General features: G+C 60.1%; 23 protein-coding genes. 15 read left to right on the top strand and 8 right to left on the bottom strand.

Translation table 11 applies throughout. The annotated features are described in order from the left end of the window. Nucleotides 1-55: 55 nt before the first annotated feature. The 3 genes from PSH76_RS01415 (at nt 56) to PSH76_RS01405 (ending at nt 2,541) form a co-directional block, all read left to right on the top strand. Nucleotides 56-379, top strand: coding sequence for a hypothetical protein (locus PSH76_RS01415; RefSeq protein WP_305493501.1), 324 nt, complete (start codon nt 56-58; stop codon nt 377-379). Nucleotides 380-1,130: 751 nt separating this feature from the next. Then, nucleotides 1,131-1,487, top strand: coding sequence for a DUF1493 family protein (locus tag PSH76_RS30645; RefSeq protein ID WP_098949828.1), 357 nt, complete (start codon nt 1,131-1,133; stop codon nt 1,485-1,487). A 190-nt stretch (nt 1,488-1,677) separates the two neighbouring features. Then, nucleotides 1,678-2,541 (top strand): DMT family transporter, encoded by an 864-nt coding sequence (locus PSH76_RS01405; RefSeq protein WP_256588713.1) that lies wholly within the window; start codon nt 1,678-1,680, stop codon nt 2,539-2,541. 59 nt (nt 2,542-2,600) lie between these two features. Here the strand turns inward: PSH76_RS01405 and PSH76_RS01400 are convergent, their stop codons facing one another. Continuing rightward, nucleotides 2,601-4,142 (bottom strand): phosphoenolpyruvate carboxykinase, encoded by a 1,542-nt coding sequence (locus tag PSH76_RS01400; RefSeq protein ID WP_005783824.1) that lies wholly within the window; start codon nt 4,140-4,142, stop codon nt 2,601-2,603. A 179-nt stretch (nt 4,143-4,321) separates the two neighbouring features. Beyond that, the gene (hslO, locus tag PSH76_RS01395; protein WP_032894116.1) at nt 4,322-5,224 is read right to left on the bottom strand and encodes an Hsp33 family molecular chaperone HslO; all 903 of its coding nucleotides are present in this window, start codon (nt 5,222-5,224) and stop codon (nt 4,322-4,324) included. A gap of 124 nt (nt 5,225-5,348) precedes the next feature. Here hslO and PSH76_RS01390 point away from each other — a divergent pair, with 124 nt between their 5' ends. Further along, the gene (locus PSH76_RS01390) at nt 5,349-6,152 is read left to right on the top strand and encodes a phosphatase PAP2 family protein (protein ID WP_032894117.1); all 804 of its coding nucleotides are present in this window, start codon (nt 5,349-5,351) and stop codon (nt 6,150-6,152) included. A 75-nt stretch (nt 6,153-6,227) separates the two neighbouring features. Here the strand turns inward: PSH76_RS01390 and PSH76_RS01385 are convergent, their stop codons facing one another. After that, on the bottom strand, nt 6,228-6,635 hold the full coding sequence (locus PSH76_RS01385) for an RNA-binding S4 domain-containing protein (RefSeq protein ID WP_056782615.1): 408 nt from the start codon (nt 6,633-6,635) through the stop codon (nt 6,228-6,230). A 116-nt stretch (nt 6,636-6,751) separates the two neighbouring features. Here PSH76_RS01385 and PSH76_RS01380 point away from each other — a divergent pair, with 116 nt between their 5' ends. The 3 genes from PSH76_RS01380 (at nt 6,752) to rimK (ending at nt 8,929) form a co-directional block, all read left to right on the top strand. Beyond that, on the top strand, nt 6,752-7,531 hold the full coding sequence (locus tag PSH76_RS01380; protein WP_032894119.1) for an EAL domain-containing protein: 780 nt from the start codon (nt 6,752-6,754) through the stop codon (nt 7,529-7,531). 79 nt (nt 7,532-7,610) lie between these two features. Further along, nucleotides 7,611-8,027, top strand: a complete 417-nt coding sequence (locus PSH76_RS01375) for an ATP-dependent zinc protease (protein ID WP_229999889.1) — start codon at nt 7,611-7,613, stop codon at nt 8,025-8,027. Next, nucleotides 8,024-8,929, top strand: coding sequence for a 30S ribosomal protein S6--L-glutamate ligase (gene rimK / locus PSH76_RS01370; protein WP_003187674.1), 906 nt, complete (start codon nt 8,024-8,026; stop codon nt 8,927-8,929). Before PSH76_RS01375 ends, rimK begins: the two co-directional genes overlap by 4 nt. A 607-nt stretch (nt 8,930-9,536) precedes the next feature. Here the strand turns inward: rimK and PSH76_RS01365 are convergent. Both PSH76_RS01365 and ompR read right to left on the bottom strand, forming a co-directional pair. After that, on the bottom strand, nt 9,537-10,850 hold the full coding sequence (locus PSH76_RS01365; protein WP_305493500.1) for an ATP-binding protein: 1,314 nt from the start codon (nt 10,848-10,850) through the stop codon (nt 9,537-9,539). A gap of 117 nt (nt 10,851-10,967) precedes the next feature. Beyond that, nucleotides 10,968-11,708, bottom strand: coding sequence for a two-component system response regulator OmpR (ompR, locus tag PSH76_RS01360; RefSeq protein ID WP_003187669.1), 741 nt, complete (start codon nt 11,706-11,708; stop codon nt 10,968-10,970). Nucleotides 11,709-12,064: 356 nt separating this feature from the next. On the opposite strand from ompR, the gene PSH76_RS01355 reads away from it, so the two are divergent. The 7 genes from PSH76_RS01355 to tauD all read left to right on the top strand — a co-directional run bounded on the left by PSH76_RS01355 (nt 12,065) and on the right by tauD (nt 20,817). Then, complete coding sequence (locus tag PSH76_RS01355; protein ID WP_032894121.1) at nt 12,065-14,389, top strand: Tex family protein; 2,325 nt, start codon at nt 12,065-12,067, stop codon at nt 14,387-14,389. Then, nucleotides 14,389-14,772: a PaaI family thioesterase gene (locus tag PSH76_RS01350; protein ID WP_050499455.1), complete on the top strand. Its 384-nt coding sequence runs from the start codon at nt 14,389-14,391 to the stop codon at nt 14,770-14,772. Before PSH76_RS01355 ends, PSH76_RS01350 begins: the two co-directional genes overlap by 1 nt. A gap of 214 nt (nt 14,773-14,986) precedes the next feature. Continuing rightward, the gene (gene gshA / locus PSH76_RS01345) at nt 14,987-16,570 is read left to right on the top strand and encodes a glutamate--cysteine ligase (protein ID WP_278917988.1); all 1,584 of its coding nucleotides are present in this window, start codon (nt 14,987-14,989) and stop codon (nt 16,568-16,570) included. Between the two features lie 788 nt (nt 16,571-17,358). Beyond that, nucleotides 17,359-18,336 (top strand): taurine ABC transporter substrate-binding protein, encoded by a 978-nt coding sequence (gene tauA, locus PSH76_RS01340; protein WP_305493499.1) that lies wholly within the window; start codon nt 17,359-17,361, stop codon nt 18,334-18,336. Between the two features lie 17 nt (nt 18,337-18,353). Continuing rightward, nucleotides 18,354-19,133 (top strand): taurine ABC transporter ATP-binding subunit, encoded by a 780-nt coding sequence (tauB, locus tag PSH76_RS01335; protein ID WP_098949834.1) that lies wholly within the window; start codon nt 18,354-18,356, stop codon nt 19,131-19,133. Further along, complete coding sequence (tauC, locus tag PSH76_RS01330; RefSeq protein WP_305493498.1) at nt 19,130-19,966, top strand: taurine ABC transporter permease TauC; 837 nt, start codon at nt 19,130-19,132, stop codon at nt 19,964-19,966. The genes tauB and tauC overlap by 4 nt, the downstream gene beginning before the upstream one ends. A gap of 14 nt (nt 19,967-19,980) precedes the next feature. Further along, nucleotides 19,981-20,817, top strand: a complete 837-nt coding sequence (gene tauD / locus PSH76_RS01325) for a taurine dioxygenase (protein WP_305493497.1) — start codon at nt 19,981-19,983, stop codon at nt 20,815-20,817. A 174-nt stretch (nt 20,818-20,991) separates the two neighbouring features. Here tauD and mgrA read toward each other — a convergent pair whose 3' ends face one another. The 3 genes from mgrA to epsC all read right to left on the bottom strand — a co-directional run bounded on the left by mgrA (nt 20,992) and on the right by epsC (nt 25,443). Beyond that, complete coding sequence (gene mgrA, locus PSH76_RS01320) at nt 20,992-22,029, bottom strand: L-glyceraldehyde 3-phosphate reductase (RefSeq protein ID WP_032894128.1); 1,038 nt, start codon at nt 22,027-22,029, stop codon at nt 20,992-20,994. 127 nt (nt 22,030-22,156) lie between these two features. Beyond that, nucleotides 22,157-24,118, bottom strand: a complete 1,962-nt coding sequence (gene betT / locus PSH76_RS01315) for a choline transporter BetT (protein ID WP_305494431.1) — start codon at nt 24,116-24,118, stop codon at nt 22,157-22,159. A 398-nt stretch (nt 24,119-24,516) separates the two neighbouring features. Then, nucleotides 24,517-25,443, bottom strand: a complete 927-nt coding sequence (gene epsC / locus PSH76_RS01310) for a serine O-acetyltransferase EpsC (RefSeq protein ID WP_014716464.1) — start codon at nt 25,441-25,443, stop codon at nt 24,517-24,519. A 166-nt stretch (nt 25,444-25,609) separates the two neighbouring features. Here epsC and PSH76_RS01305 point away from each other — a divergent pair, with 166 nt between their 5' ends. Next, nucleotides 25,610-26,605 (top strand): D-cysteine desulfhydrase, encoded by a 996-nt coding sequence (locus PSH76_RS01305; RefSeq protein WP_305493496.1) that lies wholly within the window; start codon nt 25,610-25,612, stop codon nt 26,603-26,605. Nucleotides 26,606-26,659: the final 54 nt, after the last annotated feature.

The raw sequence follows: 26,659 nt of genomic DNA, 5'->3' as shown, positions 1-26,659 counted from the left end.
GACAACGTGCCAGCTCTTCTGGCGTATTTCTTTGAATCTGTATTGGAACACTGTGATGACAAAGCCGAACCTTCCCACCAATCGCTATCGTCAGTTACGCACTAACTTCACCGACACCCACCCTCTTCTCATAGACACCGAAGCCAAAGCCGAAGACATCCAATCCGCCGCCCACCAGCGTATCCGCGCCGCCAGCGACTTATTGGAAACCTTCTCTTGCCTGACCTTCGAACACGCCGACCTCAAAGACATATCCCACATCATCAATGCGCTGTACCTGCTCGTTCAGGACGGCTGTGATTTGCTGGAAGCTACGCAACACGTACAACTGCAACCAGCGACCGACCAGCCACCACGCAGCAATCCGCTACACAGCTAAACCTGTGGGAGCTGGCTTGCCTGCGATGGCGGCGTATCAGGCTATACCGCCATCGCGGGCAAACCCTAATACCCGTAGGAGCGAGCTTGCTCGCGAAAAACTACCAAGCACCGCGTTTATCCAGGAAGCACGCGTTACCGTTGACGTTTTTCGCGAGCAAGCTCGCTCCTACAAAAAGCCGGTTTCCACATTTGCTCGGTTCAGCCGGCAGAATCGGTATCAAGTCATAAAATGCAGGAAGGCATTGTAAGAAACCAAAAAACGGCGCGTCGTCCGTTTCCCAAACTGCTTCAAACAGTGTCTCGCCCCTCTACAGAAAAGCCCTTTGCCTGGACGACACTAGCCCCTTCTCCCAACGCGCTCGGCATAATTTTGTGACCATCGAAAGGACTCAACATATCAGCCACTATGGCATCACCTTCACGATGATTCGCCTTGGTACTGGCAAACCGGGATTGCCAGGGTGGCTGGTGCTATGAATGAATACATTCAGTGGATCAATTTGCTGCTCTTCTTAATACTGGCCGCTGTCATTGATAGAACGATAAGGTTGCCCCTACTCAGAAAATGGCTCGGGCTCTGCCTATTGATAACCGGTCCAACACTTCTGTTGTATGCCACGTCCTGGATCATAGGGGCACAGCTTGAAAGTCTGCCGATAGTCGCCTTTGTGACAGGCATCGGGTTGCTGAGCACCTCGAATATCTATCGCAGGGTAAAAAACACTCACCCTTTGATGATTGCAACCACCATGAACCTTTCTCCCAACTTCCCCGAAGACCCTGTCATGCAGCAACTTATGCAATTGCTACATGAAGAAATCGACTTGCCAAAACACAAGACCATTGGCCTGCATACCTCACTGAACTTCGACCTCGGGTGCGATGGCGTTGAGGCCAAGCAATTTATGGAGGCGCTGGAACAGGATTTCGGGGTCGACCTGGGTGACTACGATGCCTATCGTTACTTCCAGCCGCCGGTGTTCGATGTGTTCCTGAAACGTCGCGCCAAGGGCCGTGGCGACAAGATTCCGTTGACCATCGGCATGCTCTACCTGGCGATCAAGAACCATAGCTGGGACACGCAAACGCTGGAAAACCTGAGCTGACTCCAATGAAGATTTTTTTGTAGGAGCGAGCTTGCTCGCGAAAAACTCACAGGCGCCGCGTTTATTCAGGAAGCACGCGTTATCGTTGACGTTTTTCGCGAGCAAGCTCGCTCCTACAGTATTAGGGCAAGCCCCTCCCACATTGGATCTGCGCTAATCTGGCGAGCCGTGTAAATAACAAGGACTGTCAATGGACGTAACAATGGGCCTGCTGGCCGCCCTGCTATGGGGTGGCACGGACTTTCTGGTGGGCCTCAACGCCCGCGCCGTTGGCGTTAAACGCGCGGTGTATTTCGGCCAAGCCCTCGGCTTTTTGATCATGACCCTCCTGCTGGTCATTTTCCCGGCCTTCCTTTTCAAATCCCTTGATGCGCCTTTCAGCGTCTGGCTTTTGGGTATCGCCGCCGCCCTGCTGACGGTGTCCGGCGCCCTTGCGCTGTCCAAAGCCTTTGCCTTGGGCAAAGCGGCCATCGTCGCGCCGCTGGTGACGTCCTATGGAGTGGTGACCACCCTGCTCTCCTGGGCCAGCGGTGAGCACATCAGCCTGGTACAACTGGGTTGCATCGCTTTGTGCGTGATCGGCGTTGTGCTGTCCAGCATTCACAAGGACAACGGTACGCCCCACAACAACCCGCGCCTGTCGATTGCCTACGCCATGTTCGCCGCAGCCTTGTATGGCACCAGTTTCTGGCTGCAAGGCCGCTACACACTGCCGGCGTTGGGGCCGATCAGCATGTTGTGGCTCGGCTACCTGGTGGGCCTGTGCGTGCTGGTGGTGATGGTGCTGAAGATCAAGGATGGCCTGAAGATCCCGCCGCTGAAAAACTGCGCGACGTTGACCGGGGCGAGCTTGATGAACCTCGGCGGGTTCTCGGCATTTTCGTGGGGCGCGATGGCCGGCTCGGTGTCGGTGGTGACCGTGATCAGTACGCTGTCGGGAGGCATTGCGGCGATTCTGGGGTTCGTGTTTTTCAAGGAACGATTGTCAGCGGTGCAGGTGGCAGGCGTCGTGCTGGTGCTGGTCGGTGCAGTGGTACTGCACATCGCCGACTAATCGTTCGCGCATAAAAAAGCCGCCTACTTAAGAGGCGGCTTTTTTACAACCAGCGAATCTTACAACTTAGGACCCGCCGCCTTGATCGCATCGCTGACTTCAAACTTCTTGAAGTTTTCGATGAACAGGCCAGCCAGCGCCTTCGCCGCTTCGTCGTAGGCAGCCTTGTCAGCCCAGGTGTTGCGTGGGTTCAACAGGCCGGTTTCAACGCCCGGTACGGCCAATGGCACGTCGAGGTTGATAGTATCCAGGTGTTCGGTTTGCGCACCGATCAACGCGCCGCTCTGGATGGCTGCAATCACGCCGCGAGTGGTCGGGATGTTGAAGCGTTTACCAACGCCGTAGCCGCCGCCGGTCCAGCCAGTGTTGACCAGGTAGACCTTGGAGCCGAAACCACGGATGCGCTTGATCAGAAGCTCTGCGTACTCACCGGCCGGGCGTGGGAAGAACGGCGCGCCGAAGCAGGTGGAGAACGTCGACTTGATGCCGCTGCCCGAACCCATTTCGGTCGAACCCACCAGAGCGGTGTAGCCGGACAGGAAGTGGTAGGCCGCTTGTTCTTCGCTGAGGATCGACACAGGCGGCAGTACGCCGGTCAGGTCGCAGGTCAGGAAGATCACCGCGTTTGGCTCGCCGCCCAGGTTTTTTTCGGAACGCTTGGCAACGTGCTCCAGCGGGTAGGCGGCACGGCTGTTCTGGGTCAGGCTGACGTCGGCGTAGTCGGCGTGCTTGGCCTCGTCGATCACGACGTTTTCCAGCACTGCGCCATGCTTGATGGCTTTCCAGATAACCGGCTCGTTCTTCTCGGACAGGTCGATGCACTTGGCGTAGCAACCGCCTTCGATGTTGAACACCACGCCTTCGCCCCAGCCGTGCTCGTCGTCACCGATCAGGTAACGGCTTTCGTCGGCCGACAGGGTGGTCTTGCCAGTGCCGGACAGGCCGAAGAACAGGGTCACGTCGCCTGCTTCGCCGATGTTGGCGGCGCAGTGCATTGGCAGCACGTCGGCAGCCGGCAGCAGGAAGTTCTGCACCGAGAACATGGCTTTTTTCATTTCACCGGCGTAACGCATGCCGGCAATCAGTACTTTTTTCTGGGCGAAGTTGAGGATCACGCAACCGTCGGAGTTGGTGCCGTCACGCTCTGGCACGCACTCGAAGTTGGCCACGTTGAGCACTTGCCACTCTTCACGACCGGCCGGGTTGTACTGGGCCGGGTTGATGAACAGGCAACGACCGAACAGGTTCTGCCAGGCAGTCTGGGTGGTCATTTTCACGGCCAGGTAGTGGTCTTCTGCAGCCCCTACGTGAACATGGGAAACGAAATGCTCTTGCGCGTTGTTGAACGCCTCGACGCGAGCCCACAGAGCATCGAACTTGTCGGCCGGGAACTTGCGGTTGATCGGGCCCCAGGCAATGGCGTCCTGGGTGGAAGGCTCTTCAACGATGAAACGGTCAACCGGCGAACGACCGGTGCGGTGACCGGTTTCTACGACCAGCGCGCCAGTATCGGCAAGCACGCCTTCACCGCGCTGCAGGGCTTCTTTGACCAGATCGTCAACACTCAGATCGGTGTATACGGCGTTATTGGCTTGCGTCATGAGGTTCCCCGTCGGCCTATGGCCGAGTGCTCCAAACGTTTTGTAGTAGAAAGTTGCGCACTACTACCGCGAAAAAAGTGGGCCGGATTATGCCAGAAAAGCCCAAAAAGAGTAGGGCCCTCCCGTCAGAACACCTCTAATCCGGCGTTTGTCAGGTGATTTACCTGTGCTTAAACGTTTTAGTGGCGGGTGTCGGAAGGGGTGTCGCTGCCTGCGCCAGCGAACAATTGCGCTACATCAGCCGCATCGAACAGGTAGCGCTGGTTGCAGAACTGGCAGTCGATCTCGATATGGCCGCCATGTTCCACCACCAGATTTTGCGCATCTTCCAGGCCCAGACTGACCAGCGCGTTGCCGGAACGCTCGCGCGAGCAGCTGCAATTGAAGCGCAGGCCTTGTGCGTCGAACAGGCGCACGGCTTCTTCGTGGTAGAGGCGGTGCAGGATGGTTTCGTTGTCCAGGCCCAGCAGTTCTTCGGCCTTCAAGGTGTCGGCCAGGGCGATGATATGCCGCCAGCTTTCGGCACGGTCATCCTCATCCTTGATGCGATCGGCCGGCAGTTGTTGCACCAGCAAACCGCGAGCGCGCTTGCCGTCGGCGTTAAGCCAGAACTTGGTGCCCACTTGCTGGGACATGACGAAGTAGTTGGTGAAGCATTCCGACAGGGTCTGGCCGTCGAGGTCGACAATACCCTGGTAGCGCTGGCCTTCGGTCGGGTCGACAGTCAGTGCCAGGACGCCGTTGGGCATCAGGTCGGCCAGGGTAGCGTCTGCAGCAATCTGGTCAGCGTCATAGCGAGCCAGGCCACGGATCTCGCGCTCGCTGGAGCACTCGATCATCAACATGGGCACCGGCCCTTCGGAACGAGCCTGCAAGATCAGCAAACCGTCGAACTTCATGGTGCCCACCAGCAGCGCCGCGGCGGCCATCAACTCGCCGAGCAATTGCGCGACCGGCTCCGGATAGGCGTGTTTAGCAAGGACTTCGGCATAGCTGAGCTCCAACGAAACCATCTCGCCGCGGGCATCGCTCTCATCGAAGATGAAGCGTTGGGTGAAGTCGGTATCCGGTAGATCAGTCATAGGTCTGGGTATCTGAAGTGATGACAAAATGATTACAAGGTTTATAAAATTAAACGCTTTAGCACCATCTTGGTGCGCCTGCTCCTGAATTCAAGGAGCGCAATAGAGCGATGAGGGACAGTTTATGAACAATCCGGGTTTGTTCCAAGCCAACTGGAACCTCCGGCGATGGGCTCTTTGCAATCTACTCGCTATCGGGCTGCTGTGTTTTTGGCTGTGGCCCACGGGCCAGATGCTCTGTGTGATTTTCGACGAGTGGCTGTTTCACCTGCTCAATGGCCCATTGGCCACGAACTCGACCTGGTTGCATGTATGGGCCGTGGCGAGCCTGCGACCGTTTGATGCAGTGGTCGGCGTGATTTTGCTGGCGCTGCTGATTCGCGGCGACTGGGTGTTCAAGGCCGTACAGGTGCGCCAGGCGTTTTTTGGCTTCCTCGGCATCCTGCTGCTGTTGCTGTTTATCCGCATGCTGTTCTCCAAACTCGCGGCGCACATGGGCTGGCAGCACAGTAGCCCGTCGATGGTCATCAGCGGCGCGATTCAAATGAGCGACTTTTTCCCAGGGCTGGAGAAAACCTGGGAGCTGAAGGACCGCTCGAGCCAGAGCTTCCCCGGCGACCATGCTTCGGTGCTGTTGATCTGGGCGATGTTCATGAGCGTGTTCGCCCGGCGCATCGGCCAGGTGCTGGTGATCTGGGGCCTGGCGCTGCTGTTCATGATGCCGCGGCTGGTCGCCGGCGCGCACTGGGGCCAGGACGATTACATCGGTGGCGTACTGCTGGCGCTGTTGGCGTTGGGGTGGGGGTATTACACGCCGTTTGCGGCGAAGGTATCGGGCGCTTTATTGCGCATGACGGCGCCGCTTTTCGGGCTACTGAGCAAGTTGCCGGTTATTGGGCGGTTGAATGTCATACGCAAAACTGCGTAACCCCCCGGGGCTAAAAGTGGGAGCGGGCTTGCTCGCTCCCACATTTGATCGAGTTTGCATGGGCGACTCGTGTAATCAGTCGTCATTGCCGCTGCCGCGAAACTTGAACAGATCGCGGCGCTGCTTCTTGCTTGGCTTGCCATCGGTGGTCAAGCCTGAAGCGCCCGCCTTGCGCATGGCCGCAGCGTTCTCACGCTTGGCAATGCTGGCTTCGGTTTCCGCATACAGCGCCTGCGCTTCGGGCGCGCCGCGGCGCACAATGGAAAGCGCCTGTACCACGATGGTTTTTTCATCAAACCCTGTACGAATCTGAAACTCGTCGCCGACGCGCGGCTCCTTGCCCGGCTTGCAGCGCTCGCCGCGATGATGCACCTTGCCGCTCTCTATAGCCGCCTTGGCCAGGGCGCGGGTCTTGTAGAACCGGGCTGCCCACAACCACTTGTCCAACCGGACCTTCTCTTGCTCTTCCTGCTTTTGAGCCACTTGAATTCCTCGCTCTGAAAAATGTCGCAACTTTACCGTTGAAACCCTTCGACGCATAAACCCCCAGGCTCACCTAAGATACGCCAGGTAGCACCCTGTTTTCGCGAGGATACGCCGTGACCGACTTTCCCGTTTCACTCACCTCGCCCAACCAGCGGTGCGTGGGCTGCCAGCAAAGCGAGCCGCTGGGGTTCGATTTTGCGTTTGCCTACCAGCCTATCGTAGACCTGCGTGACCATTCGATATTCGCCCACGAAGCCTTGGTGCGCGGTGTCCAGGGAGAGGGCGCGCTGTCAGTGCTGGCTCAGGTCAACGAAACCAATCGCTACCGCTTCGACCAGCGCTGCCGGACCAAAGCCATCGCCGGTGCCGCGGCCTTGGGCATGCAGACTCACCTTTCCATCAACTTCATGCCCAATGCCGTATATCGCCCGGAGCTGTGTATCCGCAGCACGCTGGAGGCCGCCCGGGCGCACAATTTCCCGCTGGACCGGCTGATTTTCGAGACCCTGGAAAGCGAGCACGTAGATAACTATCGCCATTTGACGAATATTCTGCGTGAATACCGCGAATTCGGCTTCAAGACCGCCATCGACGACTTCGGTGCGGGCTATTCGGGGCTGAACCTGCTGGCCGATTTCCAACCTGACTTGATCAAGCTCGACATGGCGCTGATTCGCGATGTCGACCAGGATCGTGTCCGTCAGGTGATCGTCCGGGGGATTGTCACAATCTGTGAGCAGTTGGGGGTTACTGTCATCGCCGAAGGCATCGAAAGTGCCGGCGAGCGCGACTTCCTATCCGACTGCGGAATATTTCTGATGCAGGGTTTCTGGTTCGCCAAGCCTGCATTCAAAGCGTTGGCTGAGGTATCTCCTCAAGCCTGGGCAAATTGACCGGTTAACCCTATTGAAGACATTTGACCATTTGACCGTTGTAGGTCTGCGTGAGTGGGTGGCACTTCCCGACTTGGGAGTGGCGGGCCTGCGCGCGAAGATCGACACCGGCGCCAGCACCTCAAGCCTGCACGCCACCGATATCGAGCCCTTTGAGCGCGACGGTGAAAAGTGGGTGCGATTTACCGCGCACCTGGGCAGCGTGGTGCAATTGCGTCACCGGCGCTGTGAAGCGCCCCTGGTGACGATGAAAACCATCAAGAGCTCCAACGGCCATGCACAGGTGCGCTACGTGATCAGCACCACCCTGGCCCTGGGTGATCGGGTATGGCGGGTAGAGTTCACCCTCGCCTGTCGCAAAGCCATGCGTTACCGCCTGCTGCTGGGCTCCAAGGCACTGATTGACGGCCAGTTGGTGGTCAATCCAGGCCTCAAGTACGTTCAAGACAAGCCGGTGTTCCCGGTCTCCACTATTTCTGCCCCAGGTGCTGCATGAAGATCGCTGTGCTGTCGCGAAACCCGCGTCTGTATTCCACCCGCCGCCTGGTCGAGGCCGGCACTGAACGTGGCCATGAAATGGTGGTGATCGACACGTTGCGTGCCTACATGAACATTGCCAGCCACAAGCCGCAGATCCACTACCGGGGCAAGCCCCTGGAAGGCTTTGATGCGGTGATCCCGCGTATCGGCGCTTCGGTGACGTTCTATGGCTGCGCGGTATTGCGCCAGTTTGAAATGATGGGCGTGTTTCCGCTGAATGAATCCGTGGCCATTGCGCGCTCGCGGGACAAGCTGCGCTCCCTGCAATTGCTGTCGCGCCGGGGCATCGGCCTGCCGGTCACCGGTTTTGCCCATTCCCCGGATGACATTCCCGACCTGATCGAGATGGTCAACGGCGCACCGCTGGTGATCAAGGTGCTCGAAGGCACCCAGGGCATCGGCGTGGTGCTGTGTGAAACAGCAACGGCAGCGGAGTCGGTGATTGAGGCGTTCATGGGCCTCAAGCAGAACATCATGGTGCAGGAATACATCAAGGAAGCGGGCGGCGCGGACATTCGCTGCTTCGTGGTGGGTGACAAGGTGATTGCGGCCATGAAGCGCCAGGCCAAGCCCGGTGAGTTCCGCTCCAACCTGCACCGTGGCGGCAGCGCCAGCCTGATCAAGATCACCCCGGAAGAACGCATGACCGCGCTGCGTGCGGCCAAGGTGATGGGGCTGAGCGTGGCGGGCGTGGACATCCTGCGCTCCAACCATGGCCCGTTGGTGATGGAAGTAAACTCATCGCCAGGCCTGGAAGGGATCGAAACCACCACCGGTAAGGATGTGGCGGGGATCATCATTCAGCATCTGGAGAAGAACGGCGGGCCGAATATGACTCGGACCAAGGGCAAGGGCTGAATACCCACATCTACCACCCATCACAAAACACCTGTGGGAGCTGGCTTGCCTGCGATAGCGGCCTGCCAGCCGGCGGCTATCTACCTGGCGCCCCTCGGTCCCAATGTGGGAGCGGGCTTGCTCGCGAAGGCGGCCTGACAATCGACACAGTTATACCGAGTACATATCCATTCCTGCGGTAACGGCCACTTAGGGTTCCGCTCTGACAGCGGCTCACTTTTGAAAAGCGCAAAAGTAAGCAAAACGCTCTTGCCCCACCACTCGGCACCTCGCCTAGGCTCGGTGTGCCCGTAATCCGCCAGTGATTTGGGGGGCCGCCGCCACGCGCCATCCATGGCGCGGGGCGGCTAAACCGGCATCCCTGCCGGTTTACCCCCCAAATCCCTGTCGAATTCCGGCCAGCGTGGTTTAACGGGGCGCCTAAGATCAAAAGCAGATCAAGATCAAGAGCGACTCGCTTCGCATCGTAGTTACCGTCGGCTGCTACAACGTACAAAATTGTGTAGATACCTATGCTGCGATAGCGGTAGCTCAGTCAACAACGACGTTGAATGTGCCGCCCTCTTCGCAGGCAAGCTAGCTCCCACATTTGCATTCATATTGCTTGTTAGACAGCGTCTCTAGGCAACATCAACCCCAGCGGCAGCCGCACTCGTGCTTCCAACCCGCCGCCTTCGCGGTTGCGCAACTCAACATTGCCGCCATGCATCGACGCAATCCGCCGCACAATCGCCAACCCCAACCCGGTGCCCTTGCCACCTCGGGCTCGGTCGCCACGGGTGAAGGGGTTGAAGATACCTTCCAGTTCCGCCGGATCAATTCCTGTGCCACGGTCCATCACGCTCAGCACCACGTAAGGTGCGGCACTGTCGCCGGAGACGTACGCGGCCACTTCCACATCGGAACCGGCATGGTGCAAGGCGTTGCCAATCAAGTTGTTCAGCAGGCGCTTCATCGACACCCGGCGTGAGGCGAACGGCTGGATCGGCTCCAGGCGCGTGCGCACCTGTTCACCGTTCTGGTTATAGGGCGCAACCACTTCACGCACGAGGTCGGTGAGGTCGACCTCCTCGACCACCTCATCCCGCCCGTCACGGATGAACGCCAGGAACTGGTCCAGGATGGCGTCCATGTCTTCGATGTCTCGCACCATGTCATCGGTGAGGTCGGTATGGTCCCCCATCAACTCCAGGGACAAGCGTAATCGCGTCAAGGGTGTGCGCAAGTCATGAGACACCCCCGCCAGCATCAACTCGCGCTCGCGCCCAGCTTGTTCGACGTCTTCCGCCATTTGGTTGAACGCGCCGTACACCTCGGTCATCTCACTAGGGGTGTCGCTGACCGGCAGGCGCACACTGCGCCCCTGGCCCAGTTGGCGAGCGGCAAACACCAGGCGTTTGAGGGGTTGGTTGAGCTGGCGGACGAAAATCCACGCAGACGCCGTTGAGAGCAAGCCAATGGCCAGGAACCAACCCAACACGTTCCAGATTTTTTGCCCGCGCAGCGGGTGCGGATAAAGCGGAACCTTGATCCACGCATCCCCCAGGCTGGGCGCTCGCACCCACAGCGCAGGCGAAACATGCATACGCAGGCGCACCTCGGTGTCGGCACCCAATTCGGCCTGCATCTGGCGCTGGTAAATCTCGCTGTAAGGCCAATGTTGCTCGCCTTCAGGCACACCGGCGCCGTCAACCCGGGTCAGGGTCGATGCCTTGGCTACTTTTTCGCGATTCTCAGGGTCTACCGCCCAATAACCACGCAACGTCAGGGCGACGCCATGGCTGTACTGCCGGTCTACCAGCACGTCTTCGTTCATCAGCAGATAAACCAGCGTGAGTGCCTTGGAAAACAGAACGACAATAAGCACCAGCCAGAGGGTGCGGGAGAAGAAACTTTGTGGGAACCACAGCGGGGTTTTCATAGATGAAAGCTGCACACCTTGCAGGAACGAGCGGTGCTCGCAGAATTGCAGACGCCGGGCATCCCGTCGACCTTCATGGGGTCAAACGCCAGGATACCCGCCCCTGCAAATCATCGGTCACTTGGTTGCGGTGCCATCCGGCACAAACACATAACCCACACCCCACACGGTCTGGATATACCGCGGCTTGGACGGGTCTGGCTCGATCATCCGGCGCAGTCGGGAAATCTGCACATCAATGGAGCGCTCCAGGGCGTCCCATTCCCGGCCACGGGCCAGGTTCATCAGCTTGTCACGGGTCAGCGGCTGGCGAGCGTTCATCACCAAGGCCTTGAGCACTGCGAATTCACCAGTGGTGAGCATGTGCACTTCCTCACCGCGCTTGAGCTCACGGGTGGCCAGCGACAGTTCGTAGTCGCCAAAGGTGACGCTTTCGTCTTCGCTACCCGGTGCGCCCGGTACCGCCGGCGCCTGGCGACGCAACACGGCCTTGACCCGCGCCATCAGCTCATCGGGGTTGAACGGTTTGGCCAGGTAGTCATCAGCACCCAGTTCCAGGCCTTTGATACGGCTCAGCTCATCGCCCTTGGCGGTGAGCATGATGATCGGGATCTGGTTGTTCGCACCGCGCAGGCGCTTGCACGCGGTGAGGCCGTCTTCGCCGGGCAGCATCAGGTCGAGTACGACCAGGTTGAAGACTTCACGCCCTAACAGGCGATCCATCTGCTCGGTGTTCGGCACCGCGCGGGCACGATAGCCCTTGGAGTTGAAAAAACGCTCCAGCAGGCTGCTCAGCCCCGGATCGTCATCAACGATGAGAATTTTTTCGCCTTCAGCAGTTTGTGCGGTGCTGCTCATTGGATGCTCCTCTTATCTCGGCGCGCATTATGGCGTAGCTGCCGTTATACGCACCGTGTGCATTGTTAGCAGATTTTTCATCTACTGCCAGCGAACCCGCGCCCTACAACCTGCGGCGCAGTAGCCCCCAAGGGCAGAACGCTGGTTATAATGCGGCGCCTGCGTGCGGGGCAACGTCAGATCGTTACCGTTTGCTGCCGGGCTTTTTTTACCCGCTTGTCGTGAATTTTTCGATTTCGAGGGTCAATAGCCAGCCTCTTGACCCAGGCAGCGGCGCCAGTCGGGCCGCTCAACCAGCCTCGCCGTGCCTTGTTTAACGGGCCGGCGCGCTGATTTTAAGAATTTCAGGTGGTTTTATGGACAGCATCAACAGCCGCATCGCCGAGGAACTCGGCGTACGCCCACAACAGGTCGAAGCGGCCGTCGCTCTACTGGATGAGGGCTCCACGGTGCCTTTCATCGCCCGTTACCGAAAAGAAGTGACCGGCAGCCTCGACGATACCCAACTGCGTCACCTGGAAGAGCGCCTGCGCTACCTGCGAGAACTCGACGAGCGGCGTATCAGCATCCTCGCCAGCATCGAGGAACAGGGCAAGTTGACCCCGCAACTGGAACGCGACATCAAGCTCGCCGACACCAAGACCCGCCTCGAAGACCTTTACCTGCCGTACAAACAGAAACGTCGCACAAAGGGCCAGATCGCCCTGGAAGCCGGCCTGGGTGACTTGGCCGATGGCCTGTTCAACGACCCGTCGCTGACGCCAGAAGCCGAAGCCGCACGCTTTATCGATGCTGAAAAAGGCGTCGCCGACGTCAAGGCTGCCCTCGAAGGCGCCAAGTACATCCTGATGGAGCGCTTCGCCGAAAACGCCAGCCTCTTGGAAAAACTGCGTACCTACCTCAAGCAAGAAGCCATCCTCAGCGCCCGCGTCATCGCCGGTAAAGAGGAAGAAGGCGCCAAGTTCCGCGACTATTTCGAACACGACGAGCCGCTCAAAAGCATGCCGTCCCACCGCGCCCTGGCGATTTTCCGCGGCCGCAACGAAGGCATTCTCAGCTCCGCGTTGAAAGTCGGTGACGAGCTGCCGGGCACCATGCACCCGTGCGAAGGCATGATCGGTCAACAATTCGGTATCCAGAACCAGAACCGCCCGGCAGACAAGTGGCTTGGCGAAGTGGTGCGCTGGACCTGGAAGGTCAAGCTCTACACCCACCTGGAAACCGACCTGCTCGGCGAGTTGCGCGACGGCGCCGAAACCGAGGCGATCAACGTGTTCGCCCACAACCTGCACGACCTGCTGTTGGCCGCACCGGCCGGCCCACGTGCCACCCTGGGCCTCGACCCGGGCCTGCGCACCGGTTGCAAGGTCGCGGTGGTCGATGCCACCGGCAAACTGCTGGACCACGCCACCGTGTACCCGCACGTTCCGCACAACAAGTGGGACCAGACCCTGGCGATCCTGGCCGCCCTGTGCGCCAAGCACGCGGTGGACCTGATCGCCATCGGCAACGGCACTGCCAGCCGCGAAACCGACAAGCTGGCCGCCGAACTGATCAAAAAATACCCAGCCATGAAAATGACCAAGGTCATGGTCTCCGAAGCAGGCGCTTCGGTGTACTCGGCGTCGGAGTTGGCCTCCAAGGAATTCCCAGACCTCGACGTGTCGATCCGTGGCGCGGTGTCCATCGCCCGTCGCCTGCAAGACCCGCTGGCCGAACTGGTGAAGATCGACCCTAAATCCATCGGCGTCGGCCAGTACCAGCACGACGTGTCGCAGCTGAAACTGGCACGCGGCCTGGATGCGGTGGTGGAAGACTGCGTAAACGCCGTGGGCGTGGATGTGAATACCGCCTCCGTGGCCCTGCTGGCGCGGATCTCCGGCCTCAACGCCACCCTGGCGCAGAACATCGTCAGCCATCGCGACGAAAACGGCGCGTTCAAAACCCGCGCCGCGCTGAAAAAAGTCGCACGCCTGGGTGAAAAAACCTTTGAACAGGCTGCTGGTTTCCTACGCGTAATGAACGGCGACAACCCGCTGGACGCCTCTGCGGTTCACCCGGAAGCCTACCCGTTGGTGCAACGCATTGCCGCCGAGACCGACCGCGATATCCGTTCGTTGATTGGCGATGCCGCGTTCCTCAAGCGTCTGGATCCGAAGAAGTACACCGACGAAACCTTCGGTGTGCCGACCATCACCGACATCCTGCAAGAGCTGGAGAAACCAGGTCGCGACCCGCGCCCCGAGTTCAAGACCGCCGAGTTCCAGGACGGCGTCGAAGACCTCAAGGACCTGCAACCGGGCATGATCCTCGAAGGCGTGGTAACCAACGTGACCAACTTCGGCGCATTCGTGGACATCGGTGTGCATCAGGACGGTTTGGTGCATATCTCGGCGCTTTCGGAGAAGTTCATCAAAGACCCTCGCGAGGCGGTGAAAGCCGGTGACGTGGTCAAGGTCAAGGTCATGGAAGTCGACATCCCGCGTAAACGCGTGGGCCTGTCGATGCGCATGAGCGACACCCCCGGCGAGAAAATCGACGGTGCCCGTGGCGCTCGCCCAGGTTCGGCGCCGCGCCAGTCGCAGAACAACGCGCCGCGCAAGGAAACCGCGACTGCCGCGCCGAGCAACAACGCCATGGCGTCGCTGTTTGCCAACGCTAAACAGCTGAAGAAGCGCTGATGGAGATTCCGGCCGGTTTGACCCAGAGCGCCTTCAGCGAACTGATCGGCTGCCGCCTGCAACGCCTGGAAGAGGGCGTTGCCGAGGTGGCCCTGACCCTGGAGCCGCACCTGCGCAACCGCGCGGGCAAGCTCCATGGCGGGGCGATTTTCAGCCTGGTGGACATCACCATGGGCCTGGCCTGTTCCAGCGCCCACGGTTTTGACCAGCAGAGCGCTACCATCGAATGCAAGATCAACTATATCCGCGCTGTGGAAGACGGTGATGTGCTGTGCACCAGCCGGGTGATCCACGCCGGTCGCCGCACCTTGGTGGTCGACGCCGACGTGTACCAAGGCGAAAGACTTGTCGCAAAAGCACAGGGCACGTTCGCTGTCCTATAGCTCCCCACCCCCGATTTGAGTTAATTTCGGCGCTGCGATAACAGCGTCGGAATTTTCTCGCTGCGCTGTAGCCCAATTCATGGAGTGAAGTCGGCAAATTCAGAGCGGGTCAAATCGACTCAAAACCAGGCGATCACGCCAGTTTCAACTTCACCCTTGTAGACCGTCCTGCCCACCCCCATATTGGGGCGACTGACGCGTGAAGGAATCCAACTTGAGCGAACTTCTCAACCGCCGCCTGGCCCTGCTCGGCAAGCGCGAACACCTCTCCCTGCTAGAGCAATGCTTGCACGGCATCGAGCGCGAATGCCTGCGTGTCACCAACGAAGGTCGCCTGGCGCAAACGCCGCACCCCGAAGCCTTGGGCGCCGCGCTGACCAATGAACAGATCACCACCGACTACTCGGAATCGCTGCTGGAGTTCATCACCCCAGCCCTGCCGAACCCGGCCGATACCCTGAGCAGCCTGGACAAGATCCATCGCTTTGCCTACTCCAAGCTGGGCAGCGAATACCTGTGGAGCCCCTCGATGCCGTGCCCGCTGCCGGCCGAGGAAGATATTCCGATTGCCTACTACGGCACCTCCAATATCGGTCAGCTCAAGTACGTGTACCGCAAGGGCCTGGCCCTGCGTTACGGCAAGACCATGCAGTGCATTGCAGGCATCCACTACAACTTTTCCCTGCCGGAACAGTTGTGGCCGTTGCTCAAGGAAACAGAAGGATTTGTCGGCACCGACCGCGACTATCAGTCCACGGCCTACATCGCGCTGATCCGTAATTTCCGGCGCTACAGCTGGCTGTTGATGTACCTGTTCGGCGCCTCGCCCGCCCTGGACGCCGGCTTTCTGCGCGGGCGCTCGCACCAGCTTGAAGTCCTCGACGCCGACACCCTGTACCTGCCCTACGCCACCAGCCTGCGCATGAGCGACCTGGGTTACCAGAGCAACGCCCAGGCCGGCCTGACGCCGTGCTACAACGACTTGGCCAGCTACACCGACAGCCTGCGCGAAGCGGTGGCAACGCCCTACGCGCCGTACGTTGAAGTCGGCACGCACAAGGATGGCGAGTGGGTGCAACTGAACACCAACATCCTGCAGATCGAAAACGAGTACTACTCCAACATCCGCCCCAAGCGCGTGACCTACACCGGCGAGCGGCCGATCCAGGCGCTGATGGCCCGTGGTATTCAGTACATCGAAGTGCGCTGCCTGGACATCAACCCGTTCCTGCCGATGGGTATCGACCTGCCGGAATCACGTTTCCTCGACGCGTTCCTGCTGTACTGCGCACTGAACGACAGCCCGCTGTTCGCCAACAACGAGTGCGGCAACGCCACCTCCAACTTCCTCAGCGTGGTCAAGGAAGGCCGCCGTCCGGGCCTGCAATTGCAGCGTAACGGCCAACCGGTGGACATGAAGGAATGGGCCGCCGAGTTGCTGGAGAAGATTGCCCCGCTGGCCGCCCTGCTCGATCAGAGCCACGGCATCACCGAACACAGTGAGGCACTGGACGCCCAGTTGGCCAAGGTCAAGGACCCGTCCCTGACCCCGTCGGCTCAGGTGTTGGCGGCGATGGCGGAGCGTAAGGAAAGTTTTGCGCAGTTCTCCCTGCATCAAAGCGAAGTGCATGCTGAATACTTTCGCAAGGAGCCTTTGGCGGCTGACGAACAAGCGCGCTTTGAAGAACTGGCCCGTGCGTCGCTGGCGCAACAGGCGGAGCTGGAGCAGAACGAAGTGGGCGATTTCGACGTGTTTGTCGGCTCGTACCAGGCAAGTATCCTCGCCATCAGCAACTAACCTCAGGCTTGCTCCCCTGGGGAGCTGGCTTGTGTGGGAGCTGGCTTGCCTGCGATAGCCATAGGGATCTACACAACTTTGGTGCGACGCTGGACTGGTGGCGAGGGAGCTTGCTCCCGTGGCGGACTGACAGCTGACGCTGATCTAGCTGACGCACTGCGATCCAAATGTGGGAGCTGGCTTGCCTGCGATGGCGGCCTGACAGCCGACCGGGATGTGAGATCAGACAAAGTACATATCCGTTATTTAGGTAACGGCCACTTAGGGTTCCGCCCTGACGGCGGCTCACTTTTGAGAAGCGCAAAAGTAAGCAAAACGCTCTTGCCCCACCACTCGGCACCTCGCTTAGGCTCGGTGTGCCCGAACGCAGACTTGAATCCGTGGGCCGCCGCCACGCGCCATCCATGGCGCGGGGCGGCTAACCCGGCGTCCTGCCGGGTTACCCACGAATTCAAGCCTGCGTTCGGCCAGCGTGGTTTAACGGGGCGCCTGAGATCAAGAGCAAGATCAAGAGCGGCTCGCTTCGCATCGTGGTTACCGTCTGCAGCTACAACCCAGAAAGTTGTGTAGATACCTATGCTGCGATAGCGGTGGGTCAGCAATCTATCTGTTGACTGATACACCGCTATCGCAGGCAAGCCAGCTCCCACATTATTCTGCCAGCCTGAAAACAGGCGTCGCCATTTCCCCTCATAAGCTAATTCGAAAAAGTTATTTATTTTCGAATTCTTAGATCATTTAGTCTCCTCTCACGCCGACCCTCGGCCGCCTGATTGAGGAGCTTCCCCTTGAAACTGCTGACCCCTCTGCGCCTGTTGGCCGCATTGTCCCTGGCCGGTGCCAGCCTGTTTGCCCAGGCGGCGGATGTGACCATTGCGTACCAGACCACCGTAGACCCGGCCAAAGTCGCCCAAGCCGATGGCGCCTATGAAAAAGCCACCAACGCCAAGATCGACTGGCGCAAATTCGACAATGGCGCCGACATCATCGCCGCCATCGCGTCCGGCGACGTACAGATCGGCTACCTCGGTTCCAGCCCGCTGACTGCCGCAATCACCCGCAAAGTCCCGGTGCAAACCTTCCTCGTCGCCACCCAGATCGGCGGCGCCGAAGCCCTGGTGGCGCGTAACGGTTCGGGGATCAACAGCCCTCAGGACCTGATCGGCAAAAAAATCGCCGTGCCCTTCGTTTCCACCGGCCACTACAGCCTGCTCGCCGCGCTGAAACACTGGAACATCGACCCGGCCAAAGTCACCATCCTAAACCTCGCCCCGCCGGCCATCATCGCCGCCTGGAAGCGCGGTGATATCGACGCCACCTACGTCTGGGACCCGGCTCTGGGCGTGGCTAAGGAAACCGGCAAGGTGCTGATCACCTCCGGGGAGCTGGCCAAGTTCGGCGCGCCGACGTTCGATGCCTGGATCGTGCGCAAGGATTTTGCCGAGAAGCACCCAGAGATCGTTACCGCTTTCGCCAAGGTCACTCTGGATGCCTACGCGGCCTATCGCAAAGACCCACAAGCCTGGCTCGCCGATGCCGGCAACGTCGACAAACTGGTGAAACTCTCCGGCGCCAAGGCCAGCGATATCCCGTTGCTGCTGCAAGGCAACGTCTACCCGCTCGCCGCTGACCAGGTGACTCTGCTGGGCGCACCGACCACCAAGGCCGTCACCGACACCGCTGCGTTCCTCAAGGAGCAGGGCAAGGTCGATGCCGTGCTGCCGGACTACGCCCCTTACGTCAGCGCCCAGTTCATTACCCACTGACCCAGGAGTTCACAGCGATGGCCTTGCTACAACTGGAGCGCATCAGCGCACAGTACCCAGGCGCCCCGGAACCGGTACTGTCCGATATTTCACTGGAACTTGGGCCCCAGCAATTGCTGGTTGCCCTGGGCCCGTCCGGCAGTGGCAAGACTTCGCTGTTGAACCTGATTGCCGGTTTCGTCGAACCCTCTGCCGGGCGCATCACCCTCGATGGTGTGCCGGTCAAAGGCCCCAGCGCCGAACGCGGCGTGGTGTTCCAGGACGATGCCCTACTGCCCTGGCAGGACGTGTTGGCCAATGTGGCGTTCGGCCTGGAACTGGCCGGTGTGCCCAAAGCGCAGCGTGAAACACGTGCGCGTGAAATGCTCGCACTGGTGGACCTGGCCGGTTTCGACAGCCGCCGCATCTGGCAACTCTCCGGCGGCCAGAAGCAACGCGTCGGCCTGGCGCGTGCGTTGGCGGCCGACCCGCGCGTATTGCTGATGGACGAACCCTTCGGCGCCCTGGATGCCTTCACCCGTGAACAGATGCAAGAGTTGCTGCTGCAAGTGTGGCGGCGCACGGCCAAGCCGGTGTTCCTGATTACCCACGACATCGAAGAGGCGGTGTTTCTCGCCACCGACCTGATCTTGCTCGCGCCCAACCCCGGCCAGATTGTTGAACGGTTGCCGCTGGACTTCGGCCAACGCTATGCCGCCGGTGAATCGGCCCGCGCCATCAAGTCCGACCCACGCTTTATCGAAACCCGCGAACACGTGCTGGGCAAAGTGTTCTCCCAACGGCAGGTGTACGCATGAGCAGCTACGAACTTCCCGCCACGGCCACCGAGCCTGCCACACATGCCGTGATCCCGCTGCGCCGGCGCCTGAGCACGCGCTGGATCAGCCTGCTGACCCTGGTGGCCTTGCTCGCCCTCTGGTGGGCCGTCACCGCCACCGGATTGATCGAGCCCCTGTTCCTGCCGCCACCGTCGGCCGTGCTGCAAAAAGGCTGGCTGTTGGCGACCACCGGCTATATGGATTCCACCTTGTGGCAGCACCTGGGCGCGAGCCTCAGCCGCATCGGCCTGGGCCTGGGCTTTGCGGTACTGACCGCCGTACCGGTGGGGATCGCTATCGGTGCCAACCGTATCGCCCGCGGCATTCTCGATCCGCTGATCGAGTTCTACCGGCCGATTCCACCCCTGGCCTACCTGCCGTTGATCGTGATCTGGTGCGGCATTGGCGAGTTGTCCAAGGTGCTGCTGATCTACATGGCGATCTTCGCCCCGATTGCCATCGCCACCGCCACTGGGGTGCGCACCGTCGACCCGGCCAAATTGCGCGCGGCGCAGTCGTTGGGCGCCACCCGCGCGCAACTGATTCGCCATGTGATCCTGCCCAGCGCCCTGCCCGATATTCTCACCGGTGTGCGCATCGGCCTGGGTGTGGGCTGGTCGACCCTGGTGGCGGCCGAGTTGATTGCCGCCACCAGCGGCCTGGGCTTCATGGTGCAGTCGGCGGCGCAGTTTCTGGTCACTGATGTGGTGGTGCTGGGGATCCTGGTCATCGCCCTGATCGCCTTCGCCATGGAAATGGGCCTGCGCGCCCTGCAGCGTAAATTAGTGCCCTGGCATGGCCAGGCACACTGAGTGAAGAACCCACAATGAGCAGCCTGACCGTTACCCCATTAAGCACCGCCCTGGGCGCCCAGATCAGTGGCGTCGATATCAGCCAGCCGCTGAAGCCTGAACAGCGCAACGCCATTGAACAGGCGTTGCTCGACTATTCGGTGTTGTTCTTCCGTGACCAGCCGATCACCCCTCAGCAACAGGCACGGTTCGCGGCAAACTTCGGCGACCTGCACATCCACCCGATCTACCCCAACGTGCCGGAACAGCCCGAAGTGCTGATCCTCGACACCGCCGTCACCGATGTGCGGGATAACGCGGTGTGGCATACCGACGTGACCTTCCTGCCCACGCCTGCCCTGGGCGCGGTGCTCAGCGCCAAACTGTTGCCGGCGTTCGGCGGCGATACCTTGTGGGCCAGTGGGATTGCGGCGTATGCGGCATTGTCCGAGCCGTTGAAGGGCTTGCTCGATGGGCTCACCGCCACACACGATTTCACCAAGTCCTTCCCGCTGGAGCGCTTTGGCAACAGCGCCGAGGACCTCGTGCGCTGGGAGGCAACCCGCAAGAAAAACCCGCCGCTATCGCACCCAGTGGTGCGCACGCATCCGGTAAGTGGGCGTAAATCGCTGTTCGTCAGCGACGGCTTCACCACCCGGATCAATGAGCTGGAACCGGCCGAAAGCGAGGCGATTCTCAAGCTGCTGTTCGCCCACGCCACCCGCCCGGAATTCACCATTCGCTGGCGCTGGCAGGAAAACGACGTGGCGTTCTGGGATAACCGCGTCACCCAGCATTACGCCGTGGATGACTACCGGCCGCAGCGGCGGGTGATGCACCGGGCGACGATTCTTGGGGATGTGCCGTTTTAGAATCCAGCGAAGATCAACTGTGGGCAAGCCCTAATGCCAGTCAGTTAAGGCTTTTTTGTAGGAGCGAGCTTGCTCGCGAAAAACTCAAAGGCGCCGCGTTCATTCAGCAAGCACGCGTTATCGTTGACGTTTTTCGCGAGCAAGCTCGCTCCTACACTTATCGAGTTCGTCAGATTATTCGGCGGTGGAAGGTTTTTCCCACAGGTTAATCCCACCTTCCTGCGCAAACCGATCAATCTCCGCCAACTCTTCGGCACTGAAGCTCAAATTCTTCAACGCCCCGACGTTCTCGATAATTTGCTCCGGCCGGCTCGCACCGATCAGCGCACTGGTCACCCGTGGGTCGCGCAATGTCCACGCCAGCGCCAACTGGGCCAGGCTCTGGCCACGGCGCTTGGCGATTTCATTGAGGCCGCGTACATGGGCGATGTTGGCTTCGGACAGGTGCTGGGCCTGCAACGAGCCACCACCCGGGCGGTTCACCCGCGCATCGGCCGGTACGCCGTTGAGGTATTTATCGGTCAACAAACCCTGGGCCAACGGCGTAAAAGCAATGACCCCGGCGCCGAGTTCTTCAGTGGTGTCCAGCAGGTCTTTTTCCACCCAACGGTTGAGCAGGTTATAGGCCGGCTGGTGGATCAACAGCGGCACTTTCCATTCGCTGAGCAAGGCTGCGATTTCGCGGGTTTTTACCCCGGAGTAAGACGAGATACCGATGTAAAGCGCCTTGCCTTGTTGCACGGCGGTGGCGAGGGCGCTGGCGGTCTCTTCCAGAGGCGTGTCGGGGTCGAAGCGGTGGGAATAAAAGATATCCACATAGTCGACGCCCAAGCGTTGCAGGCTCTGGTCCAGGCTAGCCAATACGTATTTACGCGAACCGCCACCCTGGCCGTAAGGGCCGGGCCACATGTCCCAGCCGGCTTTGCTGGAGATGATCAATTCGTCGCGATAGTGCTTGAAGTCTTCGCGCAGCAACCGACCGAAATTGATCTCGGCGCTGCCGTAGGGCGGGCCGTAGTTGTTAGCCAGGTCGAAGTGGTTGATACCCAGGTCGAACGCGGTGCGCAGCAAGGCGCGCTGGGTGTCGATGGGGGTGCTGTCGCCAAAGTTGTGCCACAACCCCAGGGACAGTGCTGGCAGCACCAATCCACTGCGGCCTACGCGGCGATAAGGAATAGATTCATAGCGGTTTTCGGCAGCAATGTACGTCATCGAATCCTCTCTTGATCTAGGGCAAATAAGGCCCGGGAATAGGCATATTCCCGGGCCTTTTAAGCAGCTGAATCGCTTAAGTCTGCCTCTTCCTTTTACAGCAAAGACCTACTTGAGAGGAACGCTATCAGCGCACCAAATGCAGGAATTGCAGATGGCGCTCGTACTGGTCGAGGATGTCATTGATGATCTGCTCCTTGGTGTAGCCCACCAAGTCATAGTCCTGGCTGCCCTCACTCAGGTGCACTTCGGCCCGATAGTAGCGGCGGTTGTTGATCTCTTTCTTGCCGATGCCGCCCAGGGCGAACGACGGTGTGAAGTAGCCACGCATCTGCACCTGGTAGATGAACGGACGCTCTTCCCCATGACCGATCTCGAGGCTGACGCTGTCGTTGGAAGGGTCCGGCTGGGTCACCACCGTAAGGCCCTTCTCGACAAACACTGCGGTCACTTCTTCAATTGCCGGGCGCACCGTGGTGTCGAGGAAACGGTACACCTCATCGCGGGATGGGAAATGCACCGCCTGGCTCAAACGCTGGCGCCAGCCGCCTCGGCCTTTGCGTGAAGCGGAAATCGGCGCCAGGGAATGCAACTGCGCGATCTGCTTTTGCGACTCCAGGTAGAACGCCTTATGCAGCCCCCACATCATCAGCAGCAGGATCAGCGAGAACGGCAGCGAGGTCAGTACCACCGCAGACTTGAGCGAGTCGATACTGCCGGCGAACAGCAACGCACTGGTGACCAGGGCGGTCATCGCGCCCCAGAACACACGCAGCCACTTCGGCCCGTCTTCATCAGCGTTGCCGCCTTTGGACGACAGGGTGGAGAGCACCACAGTGCCGGAGTCCGCCGAGGTCACGAAGAACACAAAGCTGATGAACACCGTGACCGCGATCACGGTCTTGCTCCACGGGTAGGTTTCCAGCAGCAGGTAGAGGCTCATCGATGGCTCATCGATCGCCGACTGGCCCAGTGCAGCCATGCCATGGTTGAGCACCTGGTCGATGGCGCTGTTACCGAAAATCGACATCCACGCCAGGGTGAAGCCCAGCGGAATCAGCAGCACGCCAAACACGAATTCACGGATGGTGCGGCCACGGGAAATACGCGCGATAAACAGGCCCACGAACGGCGACCATGCGATCCACCAGGCCCAGTAGAACACCGTCCAGCCGCCCAGCCAGTCGCTCGGCTCGTTGTAGGCGTACACATCAAAACTCTTGGTGGGCAGCGCCCCCAAATAGTCGCCGATGTTCTGGATCAAGGTGTTGAGCAGGTGCTGGGTAGGCCCGGCGAACAACACGAACAGCAGCAGCGCACAGGCCAGCAGCATGTTGATGTCGGACATCACCCGCACACCCTTGTCGACGCCGGCCACGGCCACGATGATCGCCGCGCCCATCATCAGGGTGATCAGGCCCACCTGGATCCACTGGGTATGGGCAATGCCAAACAGGTAGTCCAGGCCGGAGTTGAGGTGCAGCACGCCAAAGCCCATGTCGGCGCCCAGGCCGAACACCGTGGCAATGATGCCGAAGCCATCCACGGCGTAACCGATAGGGCCATTGATGCGCTTGCCGATCAGCGGGTACAGCGCCGAGCGCAACGCCAGCGGCAGGTTATGCCGATAGGCGAAATACGCCAGAGCCATGCCGACAAACGCGAACACGCCCCAGCCATGCAGGCCCCAGTGCAGGAACAGCACCTGCATGGCCTGGCGCGCCGCATCGGCGTTCATTGCTTCGCCCTGGGGCGGCTGTACCAAGTGCGTCAGCGGCTCCGAGACGCAAAAGAAAAACAACGTGATGCTGATCCCGGCGGCGAACAACATGCCGGCCCAGGACAGGTAACTGAATTCGGGCTCGTCGTGGTCGGCACCGAGTTTTATCTTGCCGTAGCCCGATAGCGCGGTGACCACCACGAAGACCAGATACAGGGTCATCGCCAGCATGTAGTACCAGCCGACCGTGTTGGCCGCCCAATTTTGCGCCGCCAGCAGCCAGGCACCGGCCTGTTGCGGGATAGCGATGACCGTGATGCCAAACAGCAGGATGACGGTGGCGGCAAAGTAGAAAACGGGCGCATTCATGCGCACCAGGCCGCTGGATGAGGTAGACGATGCACTCATGAACGATGCACCTCAAGGTTGCGGGATATGGCTGTAAAAAACGGACTCAGCAAAGGTAAGCCTCCTGTTGTGAGCGGGCAGCGAACCACCGGTTTAACTTGAACGAACGTTCAAGTTAAACATGAATAGGCGGTCTGGGACTAATCGCAGGGCTGAGTGGTAGGTGTTTCCTACACTAGCTCAGGGATTGGTATGACGGATGAAGGAGGCAAATCGTTCAGCAATATAACTTTGAAATGGGGATAAAAATGTGGGAGCGGGCTTGCTCGCGAAGGCGGTGTGTCAGCCAACACATGCTTGAACTGACACGCAGCCTTCGCGAGCAAGCCCGCTCCCACAGGGGGGTGTGCAACCTTCAGCTACTTCTGCGCCCCATCATCATGCTGCAAGTTCGCCTGGGTGATATTCGCCCCGGCCGGCACGCTGCGGGTCAGCCACACGTTGCCGCCGATGGTCGAACCCTGGCCAATGGTGATCCGTCCCAGGATCGTCGCCCCGGCGTAAATCACCACATCATCTTCAACAATAGGGTGACGCGGGTGGCCTTTCTGCAATTGCCCATCTTCATCCGCCGGAAAGCGTTTGGCCCCCAGTGTCACAGCCTGATAGATGCGTACCCGCTCGCCGATGATCGCCGTCTCGCCAATCACCACGCCCGTGCCGTGGTCGATAAAGAAACTCGGGCCGATCTGCGCGCCAGGGTGGATATCAATGCCGGTGGCCGAGTGGGCGATTTCTGCACTGATCCGCGCCAGCAGCGGCAGGCCGGCGCGGTACAGGTGGTGGGCCAGGCGATGGTGGATCACCGCCAGGATGCCGGGGTAACACAGCAGCACCTCATCCACACTGCGGGCGGCCGGGTCGCCGTGGTAGGCGGCCAGTACGTCGGTGTCCAACAGGCTGCGCAAGGATGGCAACGCCAGAGCGAAATCCTGGATCAGACGAATGGCGTGGGCGTTGACCTCACTGTCATCCTCACCGCTCTGGCGTGCGGCATAGCGCAGCTCCAGGCGCGCCTGGGCGAGTAAGGCGTTGAGCGCGACGTCGAGGGTATGGCCTACGTAGAAGTCTTCGCTTTCTTCGCGCAGGTCCGCCGGGCCCAGGCGCATCGGAAACAGTGCACCGCACAACGCCTCAAGAATCTGCGCCACCGCCTCGCGGGACGGCAATTCGCGGCCACCATGCTCGCCACTCAAGCGCCCATTGCGCGTTCGCCACTGGTCGCGGGCGCCGCGCAGCTGGCTGACGATGGTCTGCAATTGCCAATGACTGGAACGCTCACTCACGGTATTCACTCCTGACGAAATGGCCATCACTTTACGGTATGCACCCAGGCAGCTCTTAAGAACCAATGGTGTGAGCCTAAGAACCTTTCGTCATAAGCGATTGACGGTTGCCCGATGAAAAGTGCCTGCCTATAGTCCCCCCATCACTCAGCCACCGTGCGTAACCATGATCAAACAACAGCTCGCCCGTTTTGACCGCCTGGAACTACTGGGCAATGCCACCGCCCTGGAAAAACTCGAGCGGCTGTCGGCCTGGCTGGGCAGGGACGTCTACGTCAAACGCGATGACACCACGCCGCTGGCCATGGGCGGCAACAAGCTGCGCAAACTTGAATACCTGGCTGCCGACGCCATCGCCCAGGGCGCCGACACCTTGGTCACCGCCGGCGCGATCCAGTCCAACCATGTTCGCCAGACCGCCGCGCTGGCCGCCAAGCTCGGCCTGGGCTGTGTGGCCCTGCTGGAAAATCCCACCGGTACTGAAGACCCCAACTACCTCGGCAACGGCAATCGCCTGCTGCTGGAGCTGTTCGACGCCAAAGTGGAGTTGGTGGAAAACCTCGACAACGTCGACGACCAACTCAACGCCCTCGCCGACCGCCTGCGCAGTAACGGCAAGAAGCCTTACCTGGTGCCTATCGGCGGCTCCAACGCCCTCGGCGCATTGGGTTACGTGCGCGCCGGGCTGGAGTTGGCCGCGCAGATTGAAGACAGCGGCATTGAATTCGCCGCCGTGGTGCTCGCCTCCGGCAGTGCCGGTACCCACAGCGGCCTGGCCCTGGCCTTGAGCGAAGCATTGCCGCAGTTGCCGGTGATCGGCATCACGGTGTCGCGCACCGAGCAAGCGCAATTCCCGAAAGTGCAGGGCCTGGCCGAGCGCACTGCCGAGTTGCTCGGTGTGGCTATTCCCGAAGCCTTTAAGGTGACCCTGTGGGACGAGTATTTCGGGCCGCGTTATGGCGAGCCAAACGCTGGCACCCTCTCGGCGATCAAACTTTTGGCCAGCCAGGAAGGTCTGTTGCTGGACCCGGTGTATACCGGCAAGGCCATGGCCGGTTTGCTCGACGGCATCGGGCGCCAGCGGTTTGAAGAGGGGCCGATCATTTTCCTGCATACCGGTGGCGCGCCGGCGTTGTTTGCCTATGACTCAGTATTCAACTGATTGAATACGGTCATATTCAAAAATAGAATATGAAATTGTATTTTTATTATTTTC

This window comes from Pseudomonas sp. FP215, from assembly GCF_030687795.1.
GTDB lineage: Bacteria > Pseudomonadota > Gammaproteobacteria > Pseudomonadales > Pseudomonadaceae > Aquipseudomonas > Aquipseudomonas salmasensis.
The sequence above is the reverse complement of the archived record's forward strand: the minus strand, read 5'-3'. Positions and strand labels throughout refer to the sequence as shown.